The organism is Cupriavidus sp. H19C3 (assembly GCF_049393815.1).
In the GTDB taxonomy this organism is placed as follows: domain Bacteria; phylum Pseudomonadota; class Gammaproteobacteria; order Burkholderiales; family Burkholderiaceae; genus Cupriavidus.
Map to the genome: position 1 here is coordinate 4,029,973 of NZ_CP184985.1, position 24,106 is coordinate 4,054,078.

Genomic DNA, 24,106 nt, shown 5'->3' on the forward strand with positions numbered 1-24,106 from the left:
GGTTTCACCCTGCCACTGACAACCAGGGTCCGCCAGCCGGCCAGTGTTGCGGGTAGTCGGCATCAGCGTTCGCCGCAGCGATGACTGGAAGCAGGAAATCTCGAAGCGACACCACGACGTCCTCCAGGCGCAGCGCTTCGAGTCTGTTCTTTCCCAGAAACGCCTGCCACTGCGTCTGCTTTTGCGCATCTTGCGCAAAACCATCCGTCAGGCCAAAGGGGATGTCCGGGGGCAACGTCGTTTTGCGTCGATCGAAGGTTGCCCGAATCGCGCGTCGCAGGGTGTCGCCGTCAAATTCGGTGTACCGCGACAAGATCCAAAGGTCGAAGTAATCCTTCATCCGGCTGTTGGCGATACCCAGCGAGGCCAAGGCCTCCAGCTTCTCTGCCACCACGGTGTAGCGCGGATAGACGCGCAGTTTCGGCGCCGAGAACTCCGATAGCATCACGGGGTACTGGACATCTTCCGGCCCTGGTGTGACGGCATCGCCGAAACCGATGTCGACCTGAATCGGGCAGCGCGCTCCATCGATCAGTCCGAGCAAGGTGACGCGCACGCCGGCGTAGTTGGCCTCCTTGCGGATCTCCGCCGCTTGAACGGTGTCCGGTCGAAACGTAACACCGTCGTCAGTCTCCATCGCGCAGACGTCCTTGAAGACGGCCTCCAGGCGTGGCAACTCGGCCGAACCAAAACCCAGAAAGTCCGCATCCAGCGTCGGCCGGTGCGGGATGTCGAACCACAAGTCGAACAGTAGCGCGCCTTTCAGTAGGAACTGGTCAGCATGGGGCGAAACGCTGAGTCGGTACAGCAGCCGCTCAAGGGTGTAGCGGGTCAAGACCAGATTGAAGTCTTGTCGGGTCTCGCGGGCGCGGGTGAGCAGGCGGGCCCGCACCGAAGCGGCCGTGTTGCGCTGGTTCATGACAAGCTTTCCATGTAGGGGCGCATCACATTGGCCACTCGGCACAGCGATGCATAGCGCCAGAGTTCGTCCATACTCACGCGCTTGGCTCGCCAGGCTTCCTGCAGGGCTTCCATCGCGACATCGAGGCCGATCTTGTTGCGGAACTTGAAGCAGTCGGCCACGGTGCGGGCGACGTTGGTCACGCGCACGGTCACGCCATCGATCTGGTGCTCTTCAATCCCATCGGTCAGCGCGGCACCTGAGAAGCGCACGATGCGCAGCGGGGGATAATCCATCTTCGGTGCACGCGCCTTGTTGGGAATCGCCAGCCAGACCTCGAATGGCGATTGCGTGGTGAGGTCGTGCACCCGCAGTGCTGACAGCAGGCAGACGATGGCTTGCGGGTGTTTGCGGGCCACCTCGGCCAGCGTGCCATGCTCGGATACGCTGCGATCGGGACGGGCGTACAGACCGCGACCCACGCGGACGAGCAGGCCCTGCCGAACCAGCCGCGTGAGTGCGACACTGGGCAGACCCAGCGCATCGAGATCGCGCGGGCGTATCAGGCCGCGCTCGGCGGCGAGATCCAGAATGGTCTGGTGCGAAGTTTCCATGCCACCATGATGTTGCATTACGTCGGTAGTTGTCAATATATACCGACAAAACACAACTACGGGGTTTCCTTTGCTCCCCGATGCTGCAATCCAACCGCTTGATTCGTCCGCGCGTAACTATTTGATCTGTATAGCGCTGACTTATGGCCTTTGCGGACTTCGGGCCGGTTTCAGAGGGCGAGGTCGGAGCGAGGAATGGCCAGGAGAGAGAGTGGAATGTGGCCTGAAACGGGCCGATAGTGTGAGCTGCGAAGTCCGCAGGCTTCCGCAGGAATCCCGCGAACACGCGGGAACCGGCGCGATCGGGCAAGAAAAAACCCCAACCGAGAACGGTTGGGGTTTCATTATTGCCGGCGGGAATCGAACTGTTGCTGGGAAGCCACGAAAATAAAGGGTTTCCGCTTTTGATGTGGGCGTCCTACCCCTAAGTCCCACCCCATTGACGCTAGATGTGGATAGATGCAGCTGGACTCTCGCGGACAACTCTCGGTTCCTCTGTTGCGTTTGGCGATCTCGACCCCAAGCAGGACCACTCAAACACGAGCCCTTCGGCTCCGCATCGACTGTCGGGGTTGAAGCAGCCGTGAGCGCGCCGTGGCGCACATTTTGATTGATTTTTCGCACCGGTGATGATCCAATGACGTCCATCGTAGTTGGTGCCTCACACTTGCCTGCGATAGTTTGACCTGCTAAAGCGGCGCCCAATCGCTGCGGAGCACAATCCAAAATACGTAGCCCTACCTACGTTGTGAGAGTCCTTGCGAGGGACACTCCGTATAAGCCCCACGGGCAATTCTCAAAGAATCATTCTGCTCAGACGCTAACCGTTTCGATCATCGCATCGAAGGGCTTCGCTCTGCCTGACCGCGCCATTTTTCCGCGCGAACTTCACTTTCAAGACATCTACTGTTCAACGATTCCGCAAAGGCGGAAGGGAGTGGGCGTGAATCGCGTATCTACAGGGCTGTCTGCTGCCCGATGGAAAGCAGAAAGTAGTGGTGTTGCGTCGATCGGCAATCTTATCGATTGCCACTGCGATCGTCTTATCGACATCAAAGAGTTGATCAAACTCACCGGCGATAGTCGCAGCGGTGCCTACGAGAAAATGAACCAGGCATCTGACGCCTATGATGCAGATCACCCGATCGGCGTTCGGTTGGGGCGTAAGTCGGTACGCTACCGGCTCAGCGAAGTCTTGGCTTATATCGCGTTAGGCAACCTGGTCAACCGGCAGGGCAGCGTCTATGGCCAGACCGGCCTTTCGCTCGCCAGCGGTGGCACCGTGGACAATACCGCCGGCTCCGCGCAAACGGCCGGCGACCTGGACGTGGTGGCCAGCGGGGCGGTGGTCAATCAGGACGGCATGCTCGCGGCCAATGGCACCCACAGCAAGGCTACGGTCTCCGCCGCCGGCATTGACAACACGCGGGGCTCACTGGTCAACGCGGGCGATGGCGTGACGACCCTCACGGCGACCAATGCACTCACCAATACGGCGGGCAGGCTCGGCGGCAATGGCGACGTCACCATCGCCGCACAGACCCTTGCCAACAACACGAATGGCATAACAGGCGGACAGGTGGCGGCAAGCCGCGCGCTGGATCTGCAGGTCAGGTCGCAGCTCGACAACCGCGGCGGCACACTGTACGGCCAGAGCCTGACGCTCAACCAGACCGGTGCAACGCTCAACAACGCCGGTGGGCAGGTATTGGGTGGCGCGGACGTCAAGCTGAATGTGGTTTCCCTGTCCAACCTGGGCGGCGCGGTCAAGGCGAACCAGGATGTTGCCGTGGCGGGCGGCGTGTCCGGCAGCGGGACCATGATAGCTGGCCGCGACTTGACACTGAACGTGGCCGGTGACTACACCAACGACGCATCCAACCTGCTGCGTGCCAACGGGAGCATGAAGGTGGCGGCCACCGGCACGCTTACCAATACGGCAGCCCTGCAATCGGCGGGCGCGCTGACCGTTTCCGGTACCAACGTGATGAACGCGGCAGGCGCGGATATCAACTCGGCCAATACCACCGTCACGGCCAGCAACCTTGTCTCGAATGCGGGACGCATCGAAGGTGACACGGTTCAGGTCAGCAGCCCGACGATGATCAACACGGGGACGGTGATCGGCAACAACGTCCAGGTGCAAGGGACCGATATCGTCAATAACGGACCATCGGCACTGATGGCCGCCGTCAGAAACCTGAACCTCTACGCCGGCAACTCGGTGCAGAATCTGGACGGAGCCACGCTCTACAGCGCAGGCAACCTGCAGATCGCCCGCGATGGCACGCGCGACCCCAACACCGGGTTGCTGGCCAACCAGGTGAATGCGCTGATCAATCGGTCGGCAACGATCGAGGCCGATGGCGACATTGACATCGCGGCCAATCAGGTCAGCAACACGCGCACGAGCATCGTGACGACGGCTGGAACACCCGTGCAGACCGCTGTCCAGACACTCACGCTCTGGCAGGCCGGACTTCCCAGTGCCGAATTGAATGCTCACGGCAGTGTGACGTTCCCGGCATGGTCCTGGAGCACGCAAAACGCCCCAGTCAGCACGCCTCAAACCAACGCGTTGCGTGCGCCGATTACGGTGACGGTGGATAAGTCGACGGTAACCAACCTCAACACCACCAACCAGACACTGTCCTTCACGCAGTTCCCGATCGAGGAATATGGCAGCCTGCTGACTGGGCCAAACTGCGACATCGACACCGGCATCTGCACGCGGCCAATTGCAACCAGACCTACCCAGTACTATCAGTCGATCCAGGACAACGGCTCGACCTACAGCATCACCTTCTGGCCGGACTGGGACCCGAACATCCATATCCGGCCGGATGAAGTCCGTCAGGCAAACTTCGGTCACGACTTCAACGAGATCTCACGTACGACCGTCACGATGACGGCCACTGACCAGCTCGTGAGCGCCACCGACGCGGCGAGGATTCAGGCGGCGGGAAATATCCGCATCAATAGCAACAACGGCAACATCCTGAACCAGTCCTCGACAATGGCCGCCGGAGGCAGCCTGGTGCGGGTAGCGGCAAACGGCACGATTCAGGATGTGGGCACGGTGCTGCAGCAAACCGTCACCACGCAAGATACCTCCACGTTCTATTGGCATCAGCGCACAGGCGGCAGCCAGGAATGGCAGGTCGTGGCATTCCCGGATGCGCCACAGGCACCGACCACGACGGCCGCGCTGCCGGCCATCGCAACAGCCAATCAGGCAGTGCAGACCACGGCCCAGAACGTGACAGTGGCCTCGGTGAACGCTGTCGGCGCGGCGGTGACAGGGGCCAGTGTGTCAGGTGGCGGTGCCAGCGGCACCCAGTTGGCAGGCGCCTCCGGCAGTGCGGGTGCGGCCACTTCCGTCAACGCGAGCGGGACCAGTGCGGTAGCTGGGGTGAGGGGACAAGCGCGGCCCCCGCAGACGCTGGGCACGGCACAGGGCGGGATTCCCAACCTCAAGCTGCCGACCAACGGCTTGTACCGCATCCGCACGGCGCCGGGCGACACCTACCTCGTCGCCACGGACCCGCGCTTCACGCAGTACACCAACTTCATCTCCAGCGACTACATGCTCAACGCGCTGGGCCTGGACCCACAGAAGACACAGAAGCGCCTGGGCGACGGATTCTATGAAGAGAAACTGGTCCGCGATCAGATCACGCAACTGACGGGCAAGACGTTCCTGACCGGCTATACCGACCAGTTGGAGGAATACAAGGCGCTGATGAACAACGGCGTCACCTATGCCAAGACGTTTGATCTCACGCCAGGCGTGGGTTTGACCGACGAGCAGATGCGCCAGCTCACCACCGACATGGTGTGGATGGTGTCGCAGGACGTGACGTTGCCCGATGGCACGACGCAAGCGGTACTGGTGCCCAAGGTCTATCTGGCGCAAGGCAATGGCGTGGACCTGAATGCCACGGGCGCACTCGTCGCCGGCAAATCCGTGGCGATTAGCGCCACCGGCAACGTGGAGAACAGCGGCGCGATCGTTGGGGACATCGCCACGCAGGTAGTGGGCGGCAATATCGTCAACCGGGGCAGCATCGGTGGAACAGGTACGACCGTTGTAAGTGCCACGCAGGATGTGCGCAATCTTGGCGGCCGTATTGGCGGGCAGGATGTGGTGGTATCCGCCGGGCGAGACGTCATCAACGAATCGCAGACGATCACCAATACCACCACACTGGCCAACGGCAATAGTGCGAGCGCCACCGGGGTTGGCGCGGCGGCGTCGATCTCAGGGACGAACAACGTGGCCGTCCTGGCCGGGCGTGACATCAGCATGGTGGGCGCGGGGGTCAATGCCGGGGGCAATGCGTTGCTGGCGGCGGGGCGGGATATCAACCTCGGCACTATCGTGACGGGCACGACGCAGGATGCGACGGCGCATGGTGGGCAGGACTATCTGCGTGATCGATCCGTCGTGAACGTGGGCAGCACCGTCAAGGCGGGAGAGAACGTGACCGCCGTCGCCGGCCGCGACATGACGCTGACGAACGCAAACATCCAGTCCGGAGACAGCACCACATTGGTGGCCGGGCAAAACGTGGCCATCGTCAATGCCACGGACACCCACGCGCACAGCGCGGGCGCGCAATCGAACCGGGAGCAATCCAGCTTTACGCAATCCTCTTATGGCGAGACCGTGCGTGGCACGTCGGTGCAGGCCGGCAGTAACGTGCGGGTTGGCGCGGGCCAGGCCGACATCGTCTCCGATGTGTTGGCGGCCAACGGCATCACCGCCGAGAAGAGCGCGGGCGGAACGCTTGGCGTGATTGGCTCGAATCTCGCGGCTGGCACCGGCACTGCAGGCGGCAATGTGACGCTGGTGGCGAAGGACGATATCGTCGTCGCCGAAGCCCGCGAAGTGCACGAAGAGAGCAGCGAACAGCGGTCGCGCAGCAGCGGCTTCCTCTCGCGCAAGTCGAGCTACGACGCTACTTCCGCGTATGAAAACGTTGGCGTCGGCAGCCTGATCAGCGGTGACACGGTGACTGCGGTGGCGGGCAACGACCTGCTGGTCCGCCAGAGTGCCATCGCGGCGACCGACGCCGTGAACCTGACGGCCACTCGTGGCGATGTGCTGATCACAGCTGGCCAGAACACGCACGAATCGACGGAAGCGCACGAGCGCTCGGCGTCCGGGTTGTCGTTCTCGGCAGGCAAGGGCGGCATCGGCATGTCGGCTGGCAGCAGCGATGCCAAGTCGAACTCGCATACGGTGGCCGTGACGCAGAGCGATGCCCGTTCCACGGTGGGGGCTACTAACGGTAACGTCACGATTGTCGCGGCCAAGGATGCCACTATCGTCGGCAGCGACCTGATCGCAGGACGCACTGGCGATAACAAGGACGCTGGCAATATCGCGATCCAGGCCGAGAACATCACGGTTACGACCGGTGTCGACAGCGTGGTGCAAGACAGCAGCAGTAGCAGCCGGTCCACGACCTTCGGTATCCATCTGGTCGGCACGCCGCTCGACACGATCCGCAACCTGCAGGCCAACAATCAGTCGGATAGCACGGTCACGCGCGTCAAGCAGAGCCTTGGCGAAATCGGCCACTCAGCCGGTACGGCGCCGCAGGTGGCCATCACGTTTGGCAAGAATTCGAGCAATGCCACGAGCCATGTCGAAAGCGTCACCAATAGCGGCAGTTCGCTGACTGGTGCGGGAGACATTACGCTGCGCGCCACTGGCAACGGTCAGTCCGATGCGGCTGGCAAGCCAATCGATGGCGACATCCTGCTGCACGGGTCGGCCATCAGCGCTGGTGGCAAGGCCACGCTTGACGCCCAGCGCAATGTCAGTATCGAGGCGTCGACCGACACCTACAGCGAATCAACGTCCTCGAACTCGAGCGGCTGGAAGATCAGTACCGCTGTGGCGACGCTCGGCGATGTTGGCCGCAACCTGAACGGTAGCGCCAACAACAGCGGTGTATCGACGTTGCCGTTTGGCACGCAGAAGAGCAGTGCAAGCGGTGATCTGGCTGTCAGTCAGCAGAACGCCAGCACGGTGACGGGCGATTCCGTATCCATCGTCAGCCGCACGGGCGATGTGCGCATTGCCGGCAGCGGCGTGGCGGCGGAGAACGACATCGCGATTGCCGCGAAGCAGGGGCGCGTCGATATTCTTTCGGGCCAGGAATCCAAGTCGCAGCGCAGCGATAGCAGTAGCCGCGTGATCGGCGACCTGGGCGGCGACGGCTATACCGGCATGACCGGCGTCCGCACCGAATCCCATCACGTGGATGCAAGCGGTACCTCCGAGAACACGATCCGCAGTCAGATCGTGAGTCAGAACGGCAGCGTGAGCATCTCCGCCAAGGACGACCTGACGGCGCGTGGTGCGGATATCGCCGCGGGCCAGGACGTGACGCTGATCGGCAAGAACGTGGTGCTGGACCCCGGCACCGATGACAGTGCGCATAACCAGGTCGACAAGTCGAGCCAGTACGGTGTCACGCTGGCGCTTTCGGGCTACAGCATTACCGCTGCGAAGGCAGTCGAGGCCGCTGCACGGTCCGTCGAGGATGGCAAGGATGGGAAGGTGGCTGCGCTCTATGCAGCCCAAGCCGGCCTGGCACTGGTAAACGGTGGCGTGATTGGCAAGGAGGTGCTGACCAGCGCGGGCCAGCAGACGCCGCAAGTCATCAAGGTCACGGTCAGCGTCGGCGGCGGCAGCCAGCAGAGCGAGTCGCACAGTACCGCCAGCAGCCAGCAGGGCACTACCGTGAAGGCGGGTAATGCCGTCACTGTCGTTGCGACAGGATCGGGACAGAAGGATGCCGACGGCTTTGCCACGGACGGAGATATCACCGGACGGGGCGTGCAGATCAGCGGCAAGACCGTCGATCTGGTGGCTGCCCGTGACGTGGCGCTCGAAAGCGCGCAGGACCGCACCAAGAACGATAGTCGCAGCAGCGGCAATAACTTTGGGGTGGGTGTTGGCTTTGCGATCGGTGGGGCGCAGAACGGCTTCACATTGGAACTGTCCGCCGCGCAGAACAAGGCGAAGGCCAATGGTGAATCGCTCACCAACGAGAATTTGCACGTCAGCGCAACTGACAGCCTGACCGTCACGAGCGGTCGCGATACGAACCTCAAGGGCGCGCAACTGATAGCGGATCGCATCGAGGGATCGGTCGGACGCGATCTCAATATCGAAAGCCGGCAGGATACGGAGATCTACCACTCCAAGGAGTCGTCGTCGGGCATGCAGGCCAGCATCTGCGTGCCGCCGATCTGCTACGGCACGACCGTCAATGCATCGGCCACGATGGCGAGCGGCAAGACGGACAGCACCTACGCATCGGTGCGTGAGCAGAGCGGAATCTATGCCGGCCAGGGCGGGTTCGATGTCAACGTCAAGGGCAACACCGACCTGAAGGGCGGCATCCTGGCCAGCACGGCCGATTCGTCGAAGAACAGCCTGACCACCGGCACGCTGACGACGAGCGATATCGAGAACAAGGCGGAATACAGCAGCAGTTCTTCGCAGTTTGCGGCGAGTTTTAGTGCGGGTAAGAGCGTGGAGGCCAGCGATCCGAACCTGGGGCCGGTTCAAGCGGCCCATACCGAGCTTCTAGGTAACCTGAACCTGGCCGGCAACCTCGCCAATACCGCAATGGCGAGTGCGGCGGGCAATGCCCAGAAGCCGATCACGGGCAACGCATCAGGCACAACCAAGAGCGCGATTGCCGCTGGCACCGTAACGATTACGGATGCCGACGGCCAACAGGCCAAAACCGGCAAGACGGTGGAAGAAACGCTCGCCAGCCTGAACCGCGATACGGAGAACGCGAACCAGAGCATCGACAAGATCTTCGACGCGCAGAAGGTCAAGGATGAGCAGGCGCTCCGGCAATTGACCGGCGAGACTATCCAGCAGGCGGCGCCGATCATTTACAACCAGGTGGGGAATGTCCTAAAGGGGCAGGACGAATACGTGAAGGTTGCCGTCCACGGACTTGTGGGCGGGCTGGTTAGCAAGGCGCTGGGTGGGGATTTTGGTACTGGTGCGGCGGGTGTAGCGGCATCGACGGCGGCGATTGCGGCGCTGGATGCGAACCTTGGGAGCCTCGGAGTTGACTCTGCTACGAAGGACAAGCTGTTGCAGCTAGTGGGGACGGCTGTGGCGGGCGCAATCGGGGGCAATGCGGCGGCGGGTACGGCCGGGATGGCTGACTCCTATAATCGGCAAATGCATGATCACGAGGAAAGGGCGCTTGCACGACTGCAGGAAGGAAAGTCGCCCGAGGACCGGCAGCGTCTGGCCGACGCGGCTTGTGCATTGATTCATTGCGCACTCAACGTGCCATCTAATGATCCAGCCTACGCCGAGACGCTTGCCTCGGAGCAGCGGGGGCGGCAGTATGCCAATGAGCAGGAGCAGTTGAAAGCGACCGGGATGTTCGGGTATGGTCCACTGGACCCGGTTACAGACATTCAGGCCCGGGCACGCGACTACGCACTCAACGAGGCAAAGAGTGCGATCCGTGGCGCGACCAATATCGCCGGTCAGTTCGGTGAACTGGTAAAGGCAAATGGACCGCAGGGGCCGCTTGTCAATCCGGACGACTTGGGCGGGCCAACTGGCCCGAAGGGGCCGAGCGGGACTGCCGGCGCGGTGGTGACACCGGTCCCCTGTCCGGTAGGGCCAGGTGCGTGCGGCATGGTAGTGACACCTGTGGTAACGCCAGGCTCTGGCTTACCGGACAATGCTCTGACGTCTTCCAGCGGCGGCAAGGACAATGCCAATGGGAGCAACGGGAACAACAGATTACCTATTCCTGACACGGTAACCGCCGACAACGGTCTTCAAATTCAGTCAAATTCAAAACACACTGCCGGAATGCCAGGTAATCGTCCGAACGCCGGTATTGAACCCCGCAACTCGCTGGATCTTTTCAACTCATCGATCCCAGGGGGAGAAAAGTCGCGATATGCGATCGATGCTGAGGGCAGTATTAACAGGTTCTATTCGGACGGAAATGGGGTTTATCATTGGAGTGGGTCTACTGGTGATGCGAAGGCACCTCTGGATGTTTCGAGTATTCCAATTTCTGTTCGCCGTGCACTGGGTTTCAAAGGAAAGTAAAAATGCTTGTGGGAAATCCCGATAGTTTCGCGATTTGGTGTGATGCCGTCGATTCATGGTCGACAGAGCACTTCAAGAACGGATGCTTCTCCTATTTTATAGGCGGTACGCTGATCTGGTCGTTGAATGCGACACTCGATAGCGATATCAGCCTGCTTTCCGTGATGAATTGCATGAAAGGAAGTGTTGAAGATAAAATTCTCTACGAATTGCCAGTGTCAGTTTCCTATGCAGAACTTTCAAAAAGGGCTTTTCCAGGTACGGATTCGAGCGCAACGGAAAGTGACTATAAGCATCTGGTTGCGGTAGGAAGCCTTTTGGATGATGGTCATAAGATCTTCCTCATCGAATCCGGAGATGATGCGAAATTGATCTGGTCCAATGAAAAATTGGATTCAAGAATTAGTGAATTTTTACTCAAGCGCGGCGAAGTCCAGGGCGTCGTGAGAGATATCGTTGATATATTCGAGGCGTATCAAAAAAATAACGGATGAATTATTATTTTGGGGTCCCTGATATCTCTCGTTTGAGAGGTTATTAAAATACGTGGAAAATTTGGTGCGCAAAGTGCGCTTGGTTTTCAAAATTGATGTCATCGAGTTGTTATTTATGTAGTCTCTCGCCAGCAACTTGCACTATTTTGGCCCCGGAATTATCGTGCATGGTCTTATTTTTTAAAATATCGATATTCCAAGTGTCGTTTATATTCCGACCGATAAGAGCTTGGCGTTCCTCCGAGCGCTACAAGGCTAGCCAGGCTTCTAAGAGCCTCACAGCCGCGCCACGAACACACGACACTACCGCACTCGTAGTTCCGATTCGCCAATTCCAACATGAAGTCCTACCTTTTCGCAGCCCTATCCCTGTCAAGCGCCACCGCCGTGGCCGCCTCGCAATCCGTCGTTCTGGAAACCCCCATCACCTACGCCCCCGGCGCCGAAGTGGTTGAACGAGTCAAAACCGAATGCCATATCGAAGACATGCTCGCAAACCACGTCGGCGAAGTCCTGCGCAAACGCAACAAGGGCAGTGCAGGGACGATCGAATCAGGCGTCGATCCCAATGGCGCCAAAGTCCTCAAACTCCAGATTTCTCACGTGCTCGGCATTGGTGGCGGCGCGTGGACAGGCCCGAAGGCCATCACCGTGATGGCGGATCGAGGCCGTCCATGCTTTGTCGCGTCTGTCGCCCGAAGAGACTGAGCGGCTGGCGACTCTGGAAAAGTCCCTTGTGGACCTCAACGCCAATGATCCCGTCAAGGTACGGCAGCAACTGACCAACCGGCTCGGCCGGGTCAAGGGACTCCTTGTTCATGTGCAGACGGTGGAGCGGGAGTTGTCGGACGAAGCGATTGCCGCAGTGCTGGATGCCCGAACGGAAGGCAAGCGAAAAAGTGAAGCTGCTCGGAGGCAGAAGGAGGCGACGTTCGTCGAGGGTCTGCTGTCTGGAACAGGGGCTGAGCCTTGGAAGGAGATGTGGGAGGCAGCCCGCACGTTTTCGCATGAACATGCCTATCCCGGACAACCTTTTCCAGTTGTTGATGCAGAGGCGCGCTGCGTACTGTGCCAGCAGGGCTTTGAGGCCGATGCGGCCGAACGACTGCAGAGTTTTGAGGCCTTTGTTACCTCGCCCGTCGAGCAGGAGCTGCGCAATTTGCGGGAGAGGTACTCACGCTTGCGGCAAGCGTTCAGCGAACTCAACACTTCGACAGAGGCAGTCGAAGCAACGCTCACGGAGCTTGCAATCGACCATGAGGAGCTTGTCACCGGCGTGCGAAGAGCAATTGAAGAAAACGAGCGCCGTAGGGACGCTGTGACGAGTGCCTTGGCGGACAATGTGGACATCGCATCGGACCGCCCAAACCTCACAGTCGTAAGCCCTGTCGTTCAAGCTCTTAAGGGGCAGCTCGAGGAAAGGGTGGCCGCGCTTGGGGCGCAAGACGTTGTCGCTGAACGCAGAAAGATCACGAACGAGCTTCAGGAGCTGAAAGCCCGCAAGCTCCTGTCCGAAAACGAACAGTTGGTTGTGAGTGAGATCGAGCGCAAGCGTAAGCTCGCCGCTTACGGGCAATGCGTGACTGACACCAACTTCAATGCCGTAACCCAGAAGAGCACGGCTGTCACAAAGGCGGTCGTAACGCAGCAATTGAAGAAGAGCTTCGCCGAGGAGTTGGTCAAGTGTCAACGCGGGCCTGTCAGATTTTTAGTGTGCCGAGGCCATGAGACGATAACGGAAATAACGTCCTATGACCGATGCAACCGTGACCAAGAAGAGCAAGAACCCGAAGGCGCCGAAGCTGTTCCCCGATGAGCTGATCGATCAACTGCTTGCCCAGGTGCAGAGCAAGGATGCCGAGTCGATCCTGGGCGAATCGGGCTTGGCCGGCCAGCTCAAGAAGCAACTGGCCGAGCGCATGCTCGCGGCCGAGTTGAGCCACCATCTGGAAACCGAGGCCGAGCAAGGCAAGGCGGGCAACCACCGCAACGGCACAAGCCGCAAGACGGTCCTCACGCCCAACGGCGAACTGACGCTGGATATTCCACGCGATCGGCAGGCGACGTTCGAGCCGCAGTTGGTCGGCAAGTATCAACGCCGGCTGCCGGGCTTCGACGACCACGTCATCAGCATGTATGCGCGCGGCATGAGCGTGCGCGAGATTCAGGGCCATCTGCTGGAACTGTACGGGCTGCAGGTGTCGCCCGATCTGATTTCCACGGTCACCGACGAGGTGCTGGCCGACGTCGAGCAATGGCAGCAACGCCCGCTCGAGGCCATGTATCCGATCGTGTACTTTGACGCGCTGCGGCTGAAGATCCGCGACGAAGGCACGGTCAAGAACAAGGCGGTCTATCTGGCGTTGGGCATCCGCGCCGACGGCCGCAAGGAAGTGCTGGGTTTGTGGATCGAGCAAACGGAAGGCGCCAAGTTCTGGCTGAAGGTCTTCAACGAGTTGAAGAACCGCGGCTTGCACGACATCCTGATCGCGGTGGTCGATGGTTTGCGCGGCTTCCCCGAAGCGATCGAGGCGGTCTATCCGGCCGCCCAAATCCAGACCTGCATCGTGCATCTGATCCGCAATTCGCTGAATCTGGCGAGCTGGAAGGACCGCAAGTCGCTGGCTGCCGCGATCAAGCCGATCTATCAGGCCGCCACGGCCGAGGCGGCGGCAGCGGCGCTCGACGCCTTTGCGCAGAGCGAGTGGGGGCGCAAATTCCCTACCGTCGCGGCCATGTGGCAGCGCCAATGGGAACAGGTGATCCCCTTCTTCGCCTATCCGCCCGAGGTGCGTCGAATCGTATATACGACGAACGCCATCGAGAGCATGCACATGCAGTTGCGCAAGATCGTCAAGAACCGCGGCCACTTCCCGAGCGACGAAGCCGCCAGCAAACTGCTGTTTCTGGCCTTGCGCAACATCGAAAAGGATTGGAAGATGCCGCCTATCACCTGGCGGCAAGCAGTCAATCAGTTCGCCATTCTGTTCGGCGAGCGATTCACCGCCGCCATCAGCTGAGATCTTTTAACCGACCTCAGCACACGAAATTCCTGACACGTCCGTCAACGCCGATCTAAATCTGACCCACTTTGGCTGAGATCGCCGAAGTAAATCTGACCCACCCAGGCCACTGGCCGCACCATAGTGCGACCCCGTTTATTAAGTCAGCGGGGCTCTCCTGGTCGTTTGACCCGCCTTGCGCTTGTCCTTGAGACGGAAGCTCTCGCCCATGATCTGAACGATGTGCGCATGATGCAGCAGGCGATCAAGCATGGCAGCGGTCAGGGTCTGATCGTCGGCGAACGCACCTGACCATTGCGTGAATGGCAGATTGCTCGTCAGGACCATCGATCCGCGCTCGTAGCGCTTTGCCACTACGTTGAAGAACAGATTGGCCTCATCACGCCCGAATGGCAGGTAACCGATCTCGTCGATCACCAACAGCTTTGGCCCCAGCACCGCTCGGTTGAAGTACTCTCGTAGCCGGCCCTGAGCCTTGGCTGCTGCCAACTGCATCATCAGATCGGCCGCGGAGATGAACCGTGCCTTGTGTCCCGCCATCACCGCGCGCTGACACAGGGCCAGTGCAATGTGTGTCTTGCCCACGCCACTGGGGCCTAAGAGCACGACGTTCTCCGCACGCTCGACAAACGTCAGATGGCCCAACTCCATAATTTGGGCTTTGGGTGCTCCCGCGGCCTGCGTCCAGTCGAACTGCTCCAGCGTCTTGATGGCGGGCATCGTTGCCAGCCGACTCAGCGTGGTGCGCTTGCGCTCCTCGCGTGCCTGCACTTCGCCGGTGAGCACGGCTTCAAGGAAGTCGGCGAAACTCTTCTCCTGCCGCGCTGCATCCTGCGCCAGCGCTGCCCAGTCACTGGCGAGACGTGCCAACTTGAGCTGGTCGCACAGCGCGACGATACGGTCATGTTGCAAGCTCATCGGGCCAACTCCAGCAATGCGTCGTACACCGCCAACGGGTGCTGCAAGCTCTCCACCGGCACGGCCACGCGCTGACGTTCTGGCGGAACGGCCTTGAGAGCTGGCGCCGCAAGCATGACCGCTCGTTCCTGCTCCAGCATCACGGCGGGCACCGCCTTGGTGGTGGCGTGGATGCGGGCGTTCGCGACTTCGTCGAGCCAGCGGCGGACGTGCACATTGGCCAGGTTCGCATCCAGACGAAGTCCGCTGGCTTCCACCGTTGCCGCCAGTGGTACCACGAAGCTGCCCTTGAGGTAAGCGTTGAAGCGCTCCACCTTGCCCTTGGTCTTGGCGCGATAAGGCCGACACAGCCTCGGCGTGAAGCCGCAGGCTTCGGCCAACTCTAGCAAGTCGCTGTTCCATCGGTGCAGGCCTTCGCCGTATGCATCGCGCTCAATGACCACTGCCTTGGTGTTGTCGAACAACACGTGCTCGGGCACGCCACCGAAGTAGTCGAAGGCTTCGCGCAAGCCTGTGCAGAGCGTGCCAGCATCCTCGCCGGACGCGGCGACGAACTTTACGAAGCTCGCTCGGCTGTAGCCCATCGTGGCAACGAACGCCAGCAGAGCGTCACGGCCACGGCGGACATAGGTGAAGTCGGCCTGCATCTGCTTGCCTGGCGCCGTCTCGAACCGGACCAAGGGTTCGGGCTCGCTCGTCTTGAATGGCGCTACCCATGCCTTGAGCTGGCTGATTCCGCCGGTATATCCGCGCTCGCGAATCTCACGCAGCAGCACGGTTGCCGGAATCCATCGGGGGCGAGCCTGCTCGATCCGCTCCTGCAGGTACCCCTTGTACTCGTCGAGCTTACAGGCACGGGGCTCACGTGGTCCATATCGTTGTGCCCCGTCGTCTCGAAGGTACCGGCGTACCGTGTTGCGAGAGCACTCCAATTGCTTGGCGATCGCTCTGACGCTCTCGCCCCTTCGGGCCAATACTCGTATCTCCACTGCTTGCTCCTGAGTCAGCATTGGCAGCCCTGAAAAAGCTGCCATGCTCGCTCAGGTGGGTCAGTTTTACTTCGGCGCTAGGGGGTCAGTTTTACATCGGCGCTAACAGTCAAGCTCGGCTTTCGCCATGTCGAAGTGGAGCTGAAAGATGCAGGTGGTGCTGAGGGAGTGCTCTATCACAAGCTCGTGCTGACCCGTGCGCCTGGTGTCAACCTGCCCAAGGTCGTCAGCGAGGGGGAGCAGCGAACCCTATCCATCGCTGCATTCTTTGCCGAGCTGAGCACCGCTGACGATCCATCGGGCATCGTTGTCAAGCGCAGCCCAAATCTGAGCCACTTCGCGCGCCCGCGCGCAAAGTAAATGTGAACCAGTTGATTAGTTCTTCGTGGCGGGCACGTGGCCGGCCTTGCGTTGCTGTTTCAGCCGATAACTATCTCCTTTGATTTGGACGATGTGCGCGTGATGCAGTATCCGGTCCAACATTGCCGCAGTCAGCGTGGTATTGCCGCCGAAGGTCTGATCCCATTGGGTGAAGGGAAGATTGCTGGTGAGGATCATGGAGCCGCGTTCATATCGCTTGGCGACGATCTGGAAGAAGTGGCTGGCTTGGTCGCCGGACAGGGGTAAGTAGCCGATCTCGTCAACGATTAGCAGGCGTGGGCCGAGGATGTTGTGTCGCAGGACGGCGTCGTATCGCTCCTGACGCCTGGCGGCCTCGAGTTGCAGCATGAGGTCGGCGGCGGTGATGAACTTGGTCTTGATCCCGGCTTGTGTGGCGGCGTATCCGATGGCAATCGCCAGATGAGTCTTGCCGACGCCGGAGGGACCAAGCAACACGGCGTTCTGACTGCGTTCGATGAACCGCAGCGTCGCCAGTTCGTCGATCAACTTCCGAGGCGCTCCCACAGCAAAGCCGTAGTCGTACTCGTCCAGCGTCTTGACCGCTGGGAACCCGGCCATGCGAACCAGCGTCTGGCGTGAGCGGACTTGGCGGGTATCACGCTCATGTTCCAGCACGTGCTCCAGATAGTCCATGAAGCTCCAGTCCTTGTTCACCGCGTCACTGGCCATTGCGCGGTATGCCTGCATCAAGCCCTCGAGCTTGAGCGTCTGGCAATGGGCATCAATTCGCTCCTGTTGCAGGTTCACGCTCGTACCTCAGTCAAAAGTTGCTGATAGACCGACAGGGGGTGTTGCAGCGTGGCGTCCAGCGACGGAGCAGCTTGTGTGACCTTCGTGAGCTGGGAGGGCTGGGAGAATGCTGGCAGCTCACGCAAGAACGCGCGCTCTCGCTGAGTGAACAACTCCGCTGGCGCGTATCCGGTTACCGGATGCACACGCTGGTTCGCCACGTCGCGCAGCCACTTGCCGACTTCGGCGTTAGCTGTATCGACGTCCAGCACCAGGCCCGACTGCTTCAACCAACTGGTCAACGGCACGTAGAAGTTGCCACGCAGGTACCGATGGAAGCGTTCGACTTTGCCTTTGGTTTGGGCACGATACGGACGACAGAGGCGGGGAATGAATCCATAACGCTTGGCAAGGTCCAGGAGGCCGGGATGCCAGCGGTGATGGCCCTCTGCGTAAGCATCGCGCGACGCGACGATAGTCTTGGCGTTGTCGTACAGGATCTCCCGCGGAACCCCGCCCAACGTCTCGAACAGTGCGTGATGGCAGGTCATCAGCGTTTCCGCCCGCTCGTTCGTGGTGAATCTGGCCCAGCGCCAGCGACTGAACCCCAGAGTCGCGGTAAAAGCGTAAAGCGGGTCAGCGCCACGGCGAAAGACGACGAAGTCGCATTGCATCTGATGACCCGGCGCGGTCTCGAACCGCACGATCGGATCAGCCGCTTGCAAAGGCTTATGCGCGTGCATGAAGGCTTGGAGACTGCGCAGCTGTCCCTGATAGCCTCGCGCTCTTAGCTCGCGCAATAGCGCGGGCGCCGCGATCCAATCCGGAAAGGCAGCTTGCATGCGCTCGCGGATGTAATCGTGAAACGGGTCGAGCTTGGTCGGGCGAGCCTCACGCTGCTTGTAACGGGGGACATCGTCCGCAGCCAAGTAGCGAGTTACGGTATTGCGAGAGACGCCCAGCCGTCGCGCGATCTCGCGCAGCGACAGCCCTTGGGCCTTGAGCACATGGATCTGCATCCACTGTTCCTTCAAAAGCATCGTCGGCCTTCGCGCGGAAAAGGCAGACTGTACGGAAAAGTGGTTCAGATTTACCTTGCGCGAAGTGGCCCAGTTTTACTCTGCGCGCAACATCGTCTTCGACGATCCTGTTTCCTCCCTGGACTTTCGCTGGCGCGATGGAGTGGCGCGCCGGTTGGTTGAGGAGGCGAAGAAACGACAAGTCATCGTGTTTACCCACGATGTGGTCTTTCTTCTGCTGCTCAAGCAGTATGCGGAGGCGGAGGCCGTCGAGCAACTGGATCAACACGTCCGCCATCAGCCGCAAGGCGCTGGGGTCTGCACTGAGGAGTTGCCTTGGGTCGCGATGCCGGTCAAGAAAAAGATTGGCTACATTAAGAGCGAGTGGCAGGCCGTTGACAAGCTGGAGCGTGAAGGTCAGCAGGACAAGTATGAGAAGGAAGCCAAGTACCTGTACGGGCTTCTGCGCGAGGCCTGGGAACGGGCAATCGAGGAGGTCCTACTCAACAACGTGGTCGAACGCTTCCAGGTCGGCGTACAGACGCAGCGGCTGAAAGTGGTCGACATCGACGCCGCCGACTATGGTGCTATCGAAGTCGGGATGGGAAAATGCTCGAAATGGCTACCGGGCCATGATAAGGCCGCTGCGGACCGAGCACCGGTGCCGGGTTCAGCCGAGTTGAAGGCGGACATCGAAGCGCTCGAGACCTGGATTGCAGCGATCCGCAAGCGTCGGACGTAGCGGCAACGGGAGATTGATGATGAATTCGAGTGAAGAACTAGTTTATTGGTACCTTCGGCTCAATGGTTTCTTCCCATTAACCAATTTCGTCGTCCATCGCCATCCGGCGGCACAGCATCGCTCAGACATTGACGTGCTGGCTGTCAGGTTTCCGCACGTCTTCGAAGAGGTTGGTGGGCAGCCGGTTGACTGGGACCCGTTTCTGACGGATCGTCTGCCCTTCGAGCAGGTCGTCGCCGTGATCTGTGAGGTCAAAACCGGCGCCTTTGACCAGGAGAGGATTTTCCGCGCTGAGCAGGTAAAGCCAGCCGTTGCACGGCTCGGAATCTGGTCGCGAGCGCGTGTCGATTCAATCGCCGAACAGCTTCATACCGAGGCTTCTGTGGTATCGCCAGAGGGTGTCGTATGCAAGTTGCTGGTGACCGAGGAGACGTCGGAATCCAAGTCCTATCTGAATCGCACGGTGCCGGACTTGGAGACATTCATCGATGAACGCATCGCGCGATATCCGTTTGAGAAATACGGATCACGCATGTTCTTCTCGGCGGGCCTATTCCAGTCACGGATAGCCCCCGCATCAAGGGCCGCGCGCGCTGCGAGGGCGCCAGGCCGGCCGCGCCCGGCTGCCGAAGCTGAGTAGCTCAGACGTCAGTGAACCAGGACTGACTCACAGTTCGGCGCTGTGCTGCCTTAATGCCCGCGGCTGTAGTTCAAGCGATATCTCGTCCATGCCGCCCCCCCGTTGGTAGCGCACGTGTGGCGCGCGGCCAAGTGCTGAAGAGCTCGGCTAGTCGCGCGTCACCGTGGACATCTACGTTTGTCAAAGGCCGGCTTTGAAAGACCGCTGCTAGTCGCCGGATGCCTATTACGGTTAATGGTCGATTCGGCCATCGTCTCTCGGTTAATAGGGCTGCGCTAGGCACTAGAGCATCGGCTGAATACAGCGATCGTTATGCCTGCGTAGCGCAGTGCACCTACTCACTTGTCCTCGTGTGGCTGAGACCTGCACATTTGCTCATGCCGCGACTTGCCGTAGCGGCAAGACCGTCGCACCGTCAGCAAGTCCATCCAAGTAGTCTGCCCAGTCCTGCATCATCGTTGTACGCTCTTCCAGGAAAGAAGCACGGTTATAGGCCCGCCCATTCGAGTCGCGAACTGCATGCGCAAGTTGTAGTTCGATGAATCGCTCATCCACCCTGACGCGTTCTGCCAGCGCGGTGCGTGCCATCGCCCGGAACCCGTGACCAGTCATCTCCTCGCCGGTATAGCCCATACGCCGCAGTGCAGACAGTACGCCGTTATCCGAAAGAGGGCGCTCTCTAGTTCGAGGTGAAGGAAATAGATAGCGACCACTACCGGTAAGCGGTTGTAGCTCGCGCAAGATCTGCACGGCCTGGCGGCTCAGAGGTACGAGGTGGCCGCCGCTCAGTTGCTTTTCTTCCTTCGGACGTTTCATGCGCTCATTCGGAACTTCCCACATGGGCTCAGTCCCACCGAAGCGGCCCGTGCCATCAAGATCAAACTCTATCCACTGTGCTTGTCGCAGTTCGCCGGGACGAAGGAAAACCAGCGGTGCGAGCTGTAGGGCTGCACGGACAATCTGCGAACCCTTGTAGCCACGGATGGAACGGATGAGTTGACCAATCGCCTGCGGATCGATGATGGCGGCATGGTTGCGAGTCGTCGGCAATTTCAGTGCCCCGCGACTCATGGTCTCAACGGGGTTTCGCTCGGCGCGGCCCGTCTCAATGGCATACAGGAAGACCTGAGAGCAGTCCCACTTAGCGCGATGTGCGGTTTCCACTGCTCCGCGCTCCTCGATCTTGCGTAGCACAGCCAGTACCTCCGGCGTGGTTAGCGCTGCGATTGGGCGGTTGCCGATGTGAGGGAAGATATCTCGCTCGAAGCGACGCAGAATGCGAGTGCCGTGGCTCTCCACCCAGGTTTGCTTTTCGCGTGCGAACCACTCTCGCGTAACGCCTTCAAAGGTTGTGTTCGCGGCGAGCTTGGCCGTCAGCCGCTGAGCCTTACGTTCGCCAGAAGGATCGAGCCCGGCGTCGATCTGGTCCTTTGCGGCTTCGCGGCTCTTCCGAGCGGCCGCCAGACCGACGCGAGGGTAGGGGCCGATAGTAAGAAGCTTTTCTCTGCCGCCGAAGTAATACTTCATGCGCCAGTGCTTGCCACCGGTTGGGGAAACTTCCAAATACAGTCCGCCGCCGTCGGCCATCTTGTAAAGCTTTTCGCGAGGCTTGGCGTTGCGGCACTCGATGTCGGATAGTGGCGCAATCTTGCGAGGCATGCTGTCGAATCGTAGGGGTAGAATTTTTCCTAGGGGTATGATTTTGCAAATCTACCCCTACGAACACCCCACTAGTGGGCGGATGCTGTTGGATGCTCTCGGACAGTTTTGGACGAAAAAAATCCCCAAGGCCTTGATTTCCTTGGGGATTTTGGATTCCAGCGGACGTCACTGGACAGTGTATTGGTGGAGCCGGCGGGAATCGAACCCGCGTCCGCAAGCCCTCCACAGAGAGTTCTACATACTTAGTTCTGTCATTTGATTTAACCGTCGCAGCGCGGACGAACACGCTCTGTTACGGCGAGTCACTAGGTTTTCGTCCCCGTAGTCGTGACACCCACGGGGCTTATCTGACGTAAATGACCTCGCTGGTTCTTGCGAACCCTAGCCCGTCAGCGAGCCAGTGCGAGGACGGCGGCCCTTAGGCTGCCAGTGCGTAACGTTCGTCGTTAGCAGTTATTGCATTCCCATTGATTAACGAGGTGACGGGTCCTCGGTATGCCCTCACTGCTTCGCAACCCACGTCGAAACCAGGTCGGCCCCAGTAAGAAGAAGACGCATTGTACCCGCTTCGGTTCCGTATGTGTGGACACCGCCGGGCAATTCAAGAGAGTGCGAGCAATGCGATCAGTTCGCCGGGGTGGCGGATCAGGTGGTCCGCGCCCCACGTTTCGGGCGGCGCACCCTCGCCGCAATAGCCGTACGCGGCGGTCACGGTGACCATGCCCGCAGCCTTGCCGGCCTGGATGTCGCGCAGGTCGTCGCCCACGTAGACGCAGCGCGCGGGCGCCACGCCGCTGACCTCTGCCGCATGGAGCAGCGGCGCGGGGTGCGGCTTGGCATGCGGGGTGGTATCGCCGCTGACCACCGCGGCGGCGCGCGGCGTCAGCCCGATCGCGGCCACCAGCGGAACGGTAAAGCGGGCGATCTTGTTGGTGACGATGCCCCAGCGGATGTCGGCCGCCTCGAGCCGTGCCAGCACGTCGTCCATGCCGTCGAACAGGCGCGTATGGACCGCGATATCGGCCTCGTAATAGTCCAGGAAGGTGTCGCGCAGGGCTGGGAAATCCGGATCCTGCGGCGTCTTGCCAAAGGCCGCGCCGATCAGCCCGCGTGCGCCATGCGATGCCACCGGGCGCAGCGTTTCATACGGCACCGGTGCCCGGCCGTGCTCCACCACCAGGCGGTTGGCCGCGGCGGCGAGGTCGGGCGCGGTATCGGCGAGCGTACCGTCCAGGTCGAAGAAGACCGCGTCGAAGCTGCGCATGGATTCAGCCGGCACGACGGAACGCCATCATGTAATTGACATCGGTGTCCCGCCCCAGCGCATAGACCTGCGTCAGCGGGTTGTAGGTCATGCCGCGCATGTCGACCAGCTCCAGGTCGGCAATGCGCGCGAATCGCGCGAGCTCGGACGGGGTAATGAACTTGTCGTAGTCGTGGGTGCCGCGCGGCAGCATGTTGAGCACATATTCCGCCCCCACGATGGCCAGCAGGTAGGCCTTCAGGTTGCGGTTGATGGTCGAGAAGAAGACGTGGCCGCCGGGACGCACGAGCGTCGCACAGGCACGCACGATCGAGGCCGGATCGGGTACATGTTCCAGCATCTCCATGCAAGTCACGACATCCACGCTGGCCGGCACGCGCGCCGCCAGGTCCTCGACCGGGATTTCCTCGTAGGTGACCGCCACGCCCGACTCCAGGCTGTGCAGGTCCGCCACCTTGAGGGCCTTCTTCGAGAGATCGATGCCGCGCACGGTGGCGCCGGCGCGGGCCATGCTCTCGGACAGGATGCCACCCCCGCAACCGACATCGACCACCTGCTTGCCGGCCAGCCGCGCAATCCCGTCGATCCAGCCGAGCCGTAAGGGGTTGAGGTCATGCAGCGGCTTGAACTCGCTGTTCGGATCCCACCAGCGGTGGGCCAGCTCGCTGAACTTGTCGATCTCCTTCGGATCGGCATTGCGGCCGGACGTGGGGTCGACAGCGGGATGGGCGGAGGCGGGGGCAGCGGAAGCGGCGACGGACGACATCGTGTCTCGAAGAAGGGTTTGCGGCAACTTTACCAAAAAAAAAGCCCAGCTCGCGCTGGGCTTTCTTCATCGGAAGGGTTCCGATTAACGGGCGCTGCGGGTGCCGACCACTTCGACTTCCACGCGGCGGTTCGGCTGCTGGCAGGCGATCTGGGCGGTGCGGTTGCCCTTGCACGACTTCGGATCGACCTTCAGCTGACGCTTGCCCTTGCCTTCGGTGTAGACGCGGTTGGCTTCCACGCCCTTGCTCACCAGGTAGGCCTTGACCGATTCCGCACGACGGATCGACAGGCGGTCGTTGTAGCGGTCCGAACCGAACGAGTCGGTGTGGCCCACGGCGATGATCACTTCGAGGGTGATGCCACGCAGCTTCGAGACCAGGTCGTCCAGCTTGGCCTTGCCTTCGGGCTTCAGGACAGCCTTGTCGAAGTCGAACAGGGTGTCAGCAGCGAAGGTGACCTTCTCGCTCGAAACCACCGGGGCTGCCGGAGCGACCGGAGCGGGCGGCGGGGTCACTGCGGCCGGAGCCAGCGCGCCATCGCACAGGGCGTTGGCCGTTGCCGGGGTCCAGGAGCTGTCGCGCCAGCAGAGCTCGTTCGTGCCATTCTTCCACACGTACTCGCTCGTACCGTTGCCCCAGTTGTCGTTCACTGCCTTCTTTTCGTAGGGAACGGATTGGGCTTGAGCGGATGCAGCCATTACTGCGGTAGCTGCAACGAGCGCGAGCTTGGCAAATTTTTTCATATTTCTCCTCTCAGGATGAGATCACCGCAGGGTTACTGCGAGCAAATGGACGAAAACAAGTCATACATTCTTCGG

18 protein-coding genes and 1 other RNA gene are annotated in these 24,106 nt (G+C 60.6%); 8 read left to right on the forward strand and 11 right to left on the reverse strand.

Going from position 1 to position 24,106, the window contains the following annotated elements:
- Window positions 1-4: 4 nt before the first annotated feature.
- Window positions 5-919: a nucleotidyl transferase AbiEii/AbiGii toxin family protein gene (locus DFLDMN_RS18610; RefSeq protein ID WP_423196332.1), complete on the reverse strand. Its 915-nt coding sequence runs from the start codon at window positions 917-919 to the stop codon at window positions 5-7.
- A complete protein-coding gene (locus DFLDMN_RS18615; protein WP_423196333.1) occupies window positions 916-1,515 on the reverse strand; it encodes a type IV toxin-antitoxin system AbiEi family antitoxin domain-containing protein in 600 nt (199 codons plus the stop codon). The genes DFLDMN_RS18610 and DFLDMN_RS18615 overlap by 4 nt, the downstream gene beginning before the upstream one ends.
- Before the next feature lie 943 nt (window positions 1,516-2,458).
- Between DFLDMN_RS18615 and DFLDMN_RS18620 the strand changes: the two genes are divergently transcribed.
- The 5 genes from DFLDMN_RS18620 to DFLDMN_RS18640 all read left to right on the forward strand — a co-directional run bounded on the left by DFLDMN_RS18620 (window position 2,459) and on the right by DFLDMN_RS18640 (window position 14,153).
- Window positions 2,459-10,639 carry a hemagglutinin repeat-containing protein gene (locus tag DFLDMN_RS18620; protein WP_423196334.1) on the forward strand — a complete coding sequence of 2,727 codons (8,181 nt, stop codon included), beginning with the start codon at window positions 2,459-2,461 and terminating at the stop codon, window positions 10,637-10,639.
- 2 nt (window positions 10,640-10,641) lie between these two features.
- Window positions 10,642-11,133, forward strand: a complete 492-nt coding sequence (locus tag DFLDMN_RS18625; RefSeq protein ID WP_423196335.1) for an immunity 42 family protein — start codon at window positions 10,642-10,644, stop codon at window positions 11,131-11,133.
- 339 nt (window positions 11,134-11,472) lie between these two features.
- On the forward strand, window positions 11,473-11,841 hold the full coding sequence (locus tag DFLDMN_RS18630; protein ID WP_423196336.1) for a hypothetical protein: 369 nt from the start codon (window positions 11,473-11,475) through the stop codon (window positions 11,839-11,841).
- A gap of 28 nt (window positions 11,842-11,869) precedes the next feature.
- Complete coding sequence (locus tag DFLDMN_RS18635) at window positions 11,870-12,949, forward strand: hypothetical protein (RefSeq protein ID WP_423196337.1); 1,080 nt, start codon at window positions 11,870-11,872, stop codon at window positions 12,947-12,949.
- Window positions 12,885-14,153 (forward strand): IS256 family transposase, encoded by a 1,269-nt coding sequence (locus tag DFLDMN_RS18640; protein ID WP_025647994.1) that lies wholly within the window; start codon window positions 12,885-12,887, stop codon window positions 14,151-14,153. Before DFLDMN_RS18635 ends, DFLDMN_RS18640 begins: the two co-directional genes overlap by 65 nt.
- Before the next feature lie 141 nt (window positions 14,154-14,294).
- Here DFLDMN_RS18640 and istB (DFLDMN_RS18645) read toward each other — a convergent pair whose 3' ends face one another.
- Together istB (DFLDMN_RS18645) and istA (DFLDMN_RS18650) are read right to left on the reverse strand one after the other, a co-directional pair.
- Window positions 14,295-15,074: an IS21-like element helper ATPase IstB gene (gene istB, locus DFLDMN_RS18645; protein ID WP_423196338.1), complete on the reverse strand. Its 780-nt coding sequence runs from the start codon at window positions 15,072-15,074 to the stop codon at window positions 14,295-14,297.
- Complete coding sequence (gene istA / locus DFLDMN_RS18650; protein WP_423198292.1) at window positions 15,071-16,084, reverse strand: IS21 family transposase; 1,014 nt, start codon at window positions 16,082-16,084, stop codon at window positions 15,071-15,073. Before istA (DFLDMN_RS18650) ends, istB (DFLDMN_RS18645) begins: the two co-directional genes overlap by 4 nt.
- A gap of 114 nt (window positions 16,085-16,198) precedes the next feature.
- On the opposite strand from istA (DFLDMN_RS18650), the gene DFLDMN_RS18655 reads away from it, so the two are divergent.
- Window positions 16,199-16,423, forward strand: a complete 225-nt coding sequence (locus DFLDMN_RS18655; RefSeq protein WP_423196339.1) for a hypothetical protein — start codon at window positions 16,199-16,201, stop codon at window positions 16,421-16,423.
- Window positions 16,424-16,438: 15 nt separating this feature from the next.
- Here DFLDMN_RS18655 and istB (DFLDMN_RS18660) read toward each other — a convergent pair whose 3' ends face one another.
- Window positions 16,439-17,212 (reverse strand): IS21-like element ISOcsp1 family helper ATPase IstB, encoded by a 774-nt coding sequence (gene istB / locus DFLDMN_RS18660; RefSeq protein WP_144817098.1) that lies wholly within the window; start codon window positions 17,210-17,212, stop codon window positions 16,439-16,441.
- Window positions 17,209-18,234 (reverse strand): IS21-like element ISOcsp1 family transposase, encoded by a 1,026-nt coding sequence (istA, locus tag DFLDMN_RS18665; RefSeq protein WP_423195247.1) that lies wholly within the window; start codon window positions 18,232-18,234, stop codon window positions 17,209-17,211. Before istA (DFLDMN_RS18665) ends, istB (DFLDMN_RS18660) begins: the two co-directional genes overlap by 4 nt.
- Between istA (DFLDMN_RS18665) and DFLDMN_RS18670 the strand changes: the two genes are divergently transcribed.
- Both DFLDMN_RS18670 and DFLDMN_RS18675 read left to right on the forward strand, forming a co-directional pair.
- Complete coding sequence (locus DFLDMN_RS18670) at window positions 18,194-18,955, forward strand: hypothetical protein (RefSeq protein WP_423198502.1); 762 nt, start codon at window positions 18,194-18,196, stop codon at window positions 18,953-18,955. The two genes, istA (DFLDMN_RS18665) and DFLDMN_RS18670, sit on opposite strands and share 41 nt — an antisense overlap.
- 16 nt (window positions 18,956-18,971) lie before the next feature.
- Window positions 18,972-19,595, forward strand: coding sequence for a hypothetical protein (locus tag DFLDMN_RS18675; protein ID WP_423196340.1), 624 nt, complete (start codon window positions 18,972-18,974; stop codon window positions 19,593-19,595).
- A 375-nt stretch (window positions 19,596-19,970) separates the two neighbouring features.
- Here the strand turns inward: DFLDMN_RS18675 and DFLDMN_RS18680 are convergent, their stop codons facing one another.
- From DFLDMN_RS18680 to ompA, 5 genes are all read right to left on the reverse strand, one after another.
- Window positions 19,971-21,254, reverse strand: a complete 1,284-nt coding sequence (locus tag DFLDMN_RS18680) for a tyrosine-type recombinase/integrase (RefSeq protein WP_423196341.1) — start codon at window positions 21,252-21,254, stop codon at window positions 19,971-19,973.
- A gap of 184 nt (window positions 21,255-21,438) precedes the next feature.
- Window positions 21,439-21,797: a transfer-messenger RNA gene (gene ssrA / locus DFLDMN_RS18685) on the reverse strand.
- A 61-nt stretch (window positions 21,798-21,858) separates the two neighbouring features.
- The gene (gene gph, locus DFLDMN_RS18690) at window positions 21,859-22,521 is read right to left on the reverse strand and encodes a phosphoglycolate phosphatase (protein ID WP_423196342.1); all 663 of its coding nucleotides are present in this window, start codon (window positions 22,519-22,521) and stop codon (window positions 21,859-21,861) included.
- A gap of 4 nt (window positions 22,522-22,525) precedes the next feature.
- A complete protein-coding gene (gene ubiG / locus DFLDMN_RS18695; protein WP_423196343.1) occupies window positions 22,526-23,287 on the reverse strand; it encodes a bifunctional 2-polyprenyl-6-hydroxyphenol methylase/3-demethylubiquinol 3-O-methyltransferase UbiG in 762 nt (253 codons plus the stop codon).
- Between the two features lie 84 nt (window positions 23,288-23,371).
- Window positions 23,372-24,031, reverse strand: coding sequence for an outer membrane protein OmpA (ompA, locus tag DFLDMN_RS18700; RefSeq protein WP_423196344.1), 660 nt, complete (start codon window positions 24,029-24,031; stop codon window positions 23,372-23,374).
- Window positions 24,032-24,106: the final 75 nt, after the last annotated feature.

Coding starts and splice junctions, on each gene's coding strand:
- DFLDMN_RS18680 (WP_423196341.1), bottom strand. CDS start 21,254: ATGCCTCGCAAGATTGCGCCACTATCCGACATCGAGTGCCGCAACGCC.
- DFLDMN_RS18610 (WP_423196332.1), bottom strand. CDS start 919: ATGAACCAGCGCAACACGGCCGCTTCGGTGCGGGCCCGCCTGCTCACC.
- DFLDMN_RS18640 (WP_025647994.1), top strand. CDS start 12,885: ATGACCGATGCAACCGTGACCAAGAAGAGCAAGAACCCGAAGGCGCCG.
- istA (WP_423195247.1), bottom strand. CDS start 18,234: ATGCTTTTGAAGGAACAGTGGATGCAGATCCATGTGCTCAAGGCCCAA.
- istB (WP_423196338.1), bottom strand. CDS start 15,074: ATGAGCTTGCAACATGACCGTATCGTCGCGCTGTGCGACCAGCTCAAG.
- gph (WP_423196342.1), bottom strand. CDS start 22,521: ATGCGCAGCTTCGACGCGGTCTTCTTCGACCTGGACGGTACGCTCGCC.
- istA (WP_423198292.1), bottom strand. CDS start 16,084: ATGCTGACTCAGGAGCAAGCAGTGGAGATACGAGTATTGGCCCGAAGG.
- ompA (WP_423196344.1), bottom strand. CDS start 24,031: ATGAAAAAATTTGCCAAGCTCGCGCTCGTTGCAGCTACCGCAGTAATG.
- DFLDMN_RS18675 (WP_423196340.1), top strand. CDS start 18,972: ATGATGAATTCGAGTGAAGAACTAGTTTATTGGTACCTTCGGCTCAAT.
- DFLDMN_RS18625 (WP_423196335.1), top strand. CDS start 10,642: ATGCTTGTGGGAAATCCCGATAGTTTCGCGATTTGGTGTGATGCCGTC.
- DFLDMN_RS18630 (WP_423196336.1), top strand. CDS start 11,473: ATGAAGTCCTACCTTTTCGCAGCCCTATCCCTGTCAAGCGCCACCGCC.
- ubiG (WP_423196343.1), bottom strand. CDS start 23,287: ATGTCGTCCGTCGCCGCTTCCGCTGCCCCCGCCTCCGCCCATCCCGCT.
- DFLDMN_RS18615 (WP_423196333.1), bottom strand. CDS start 1,515: ATGGAAACTTCGCACCAGACCATTCTGGATCTCGCCGCCGAGCGCGGC.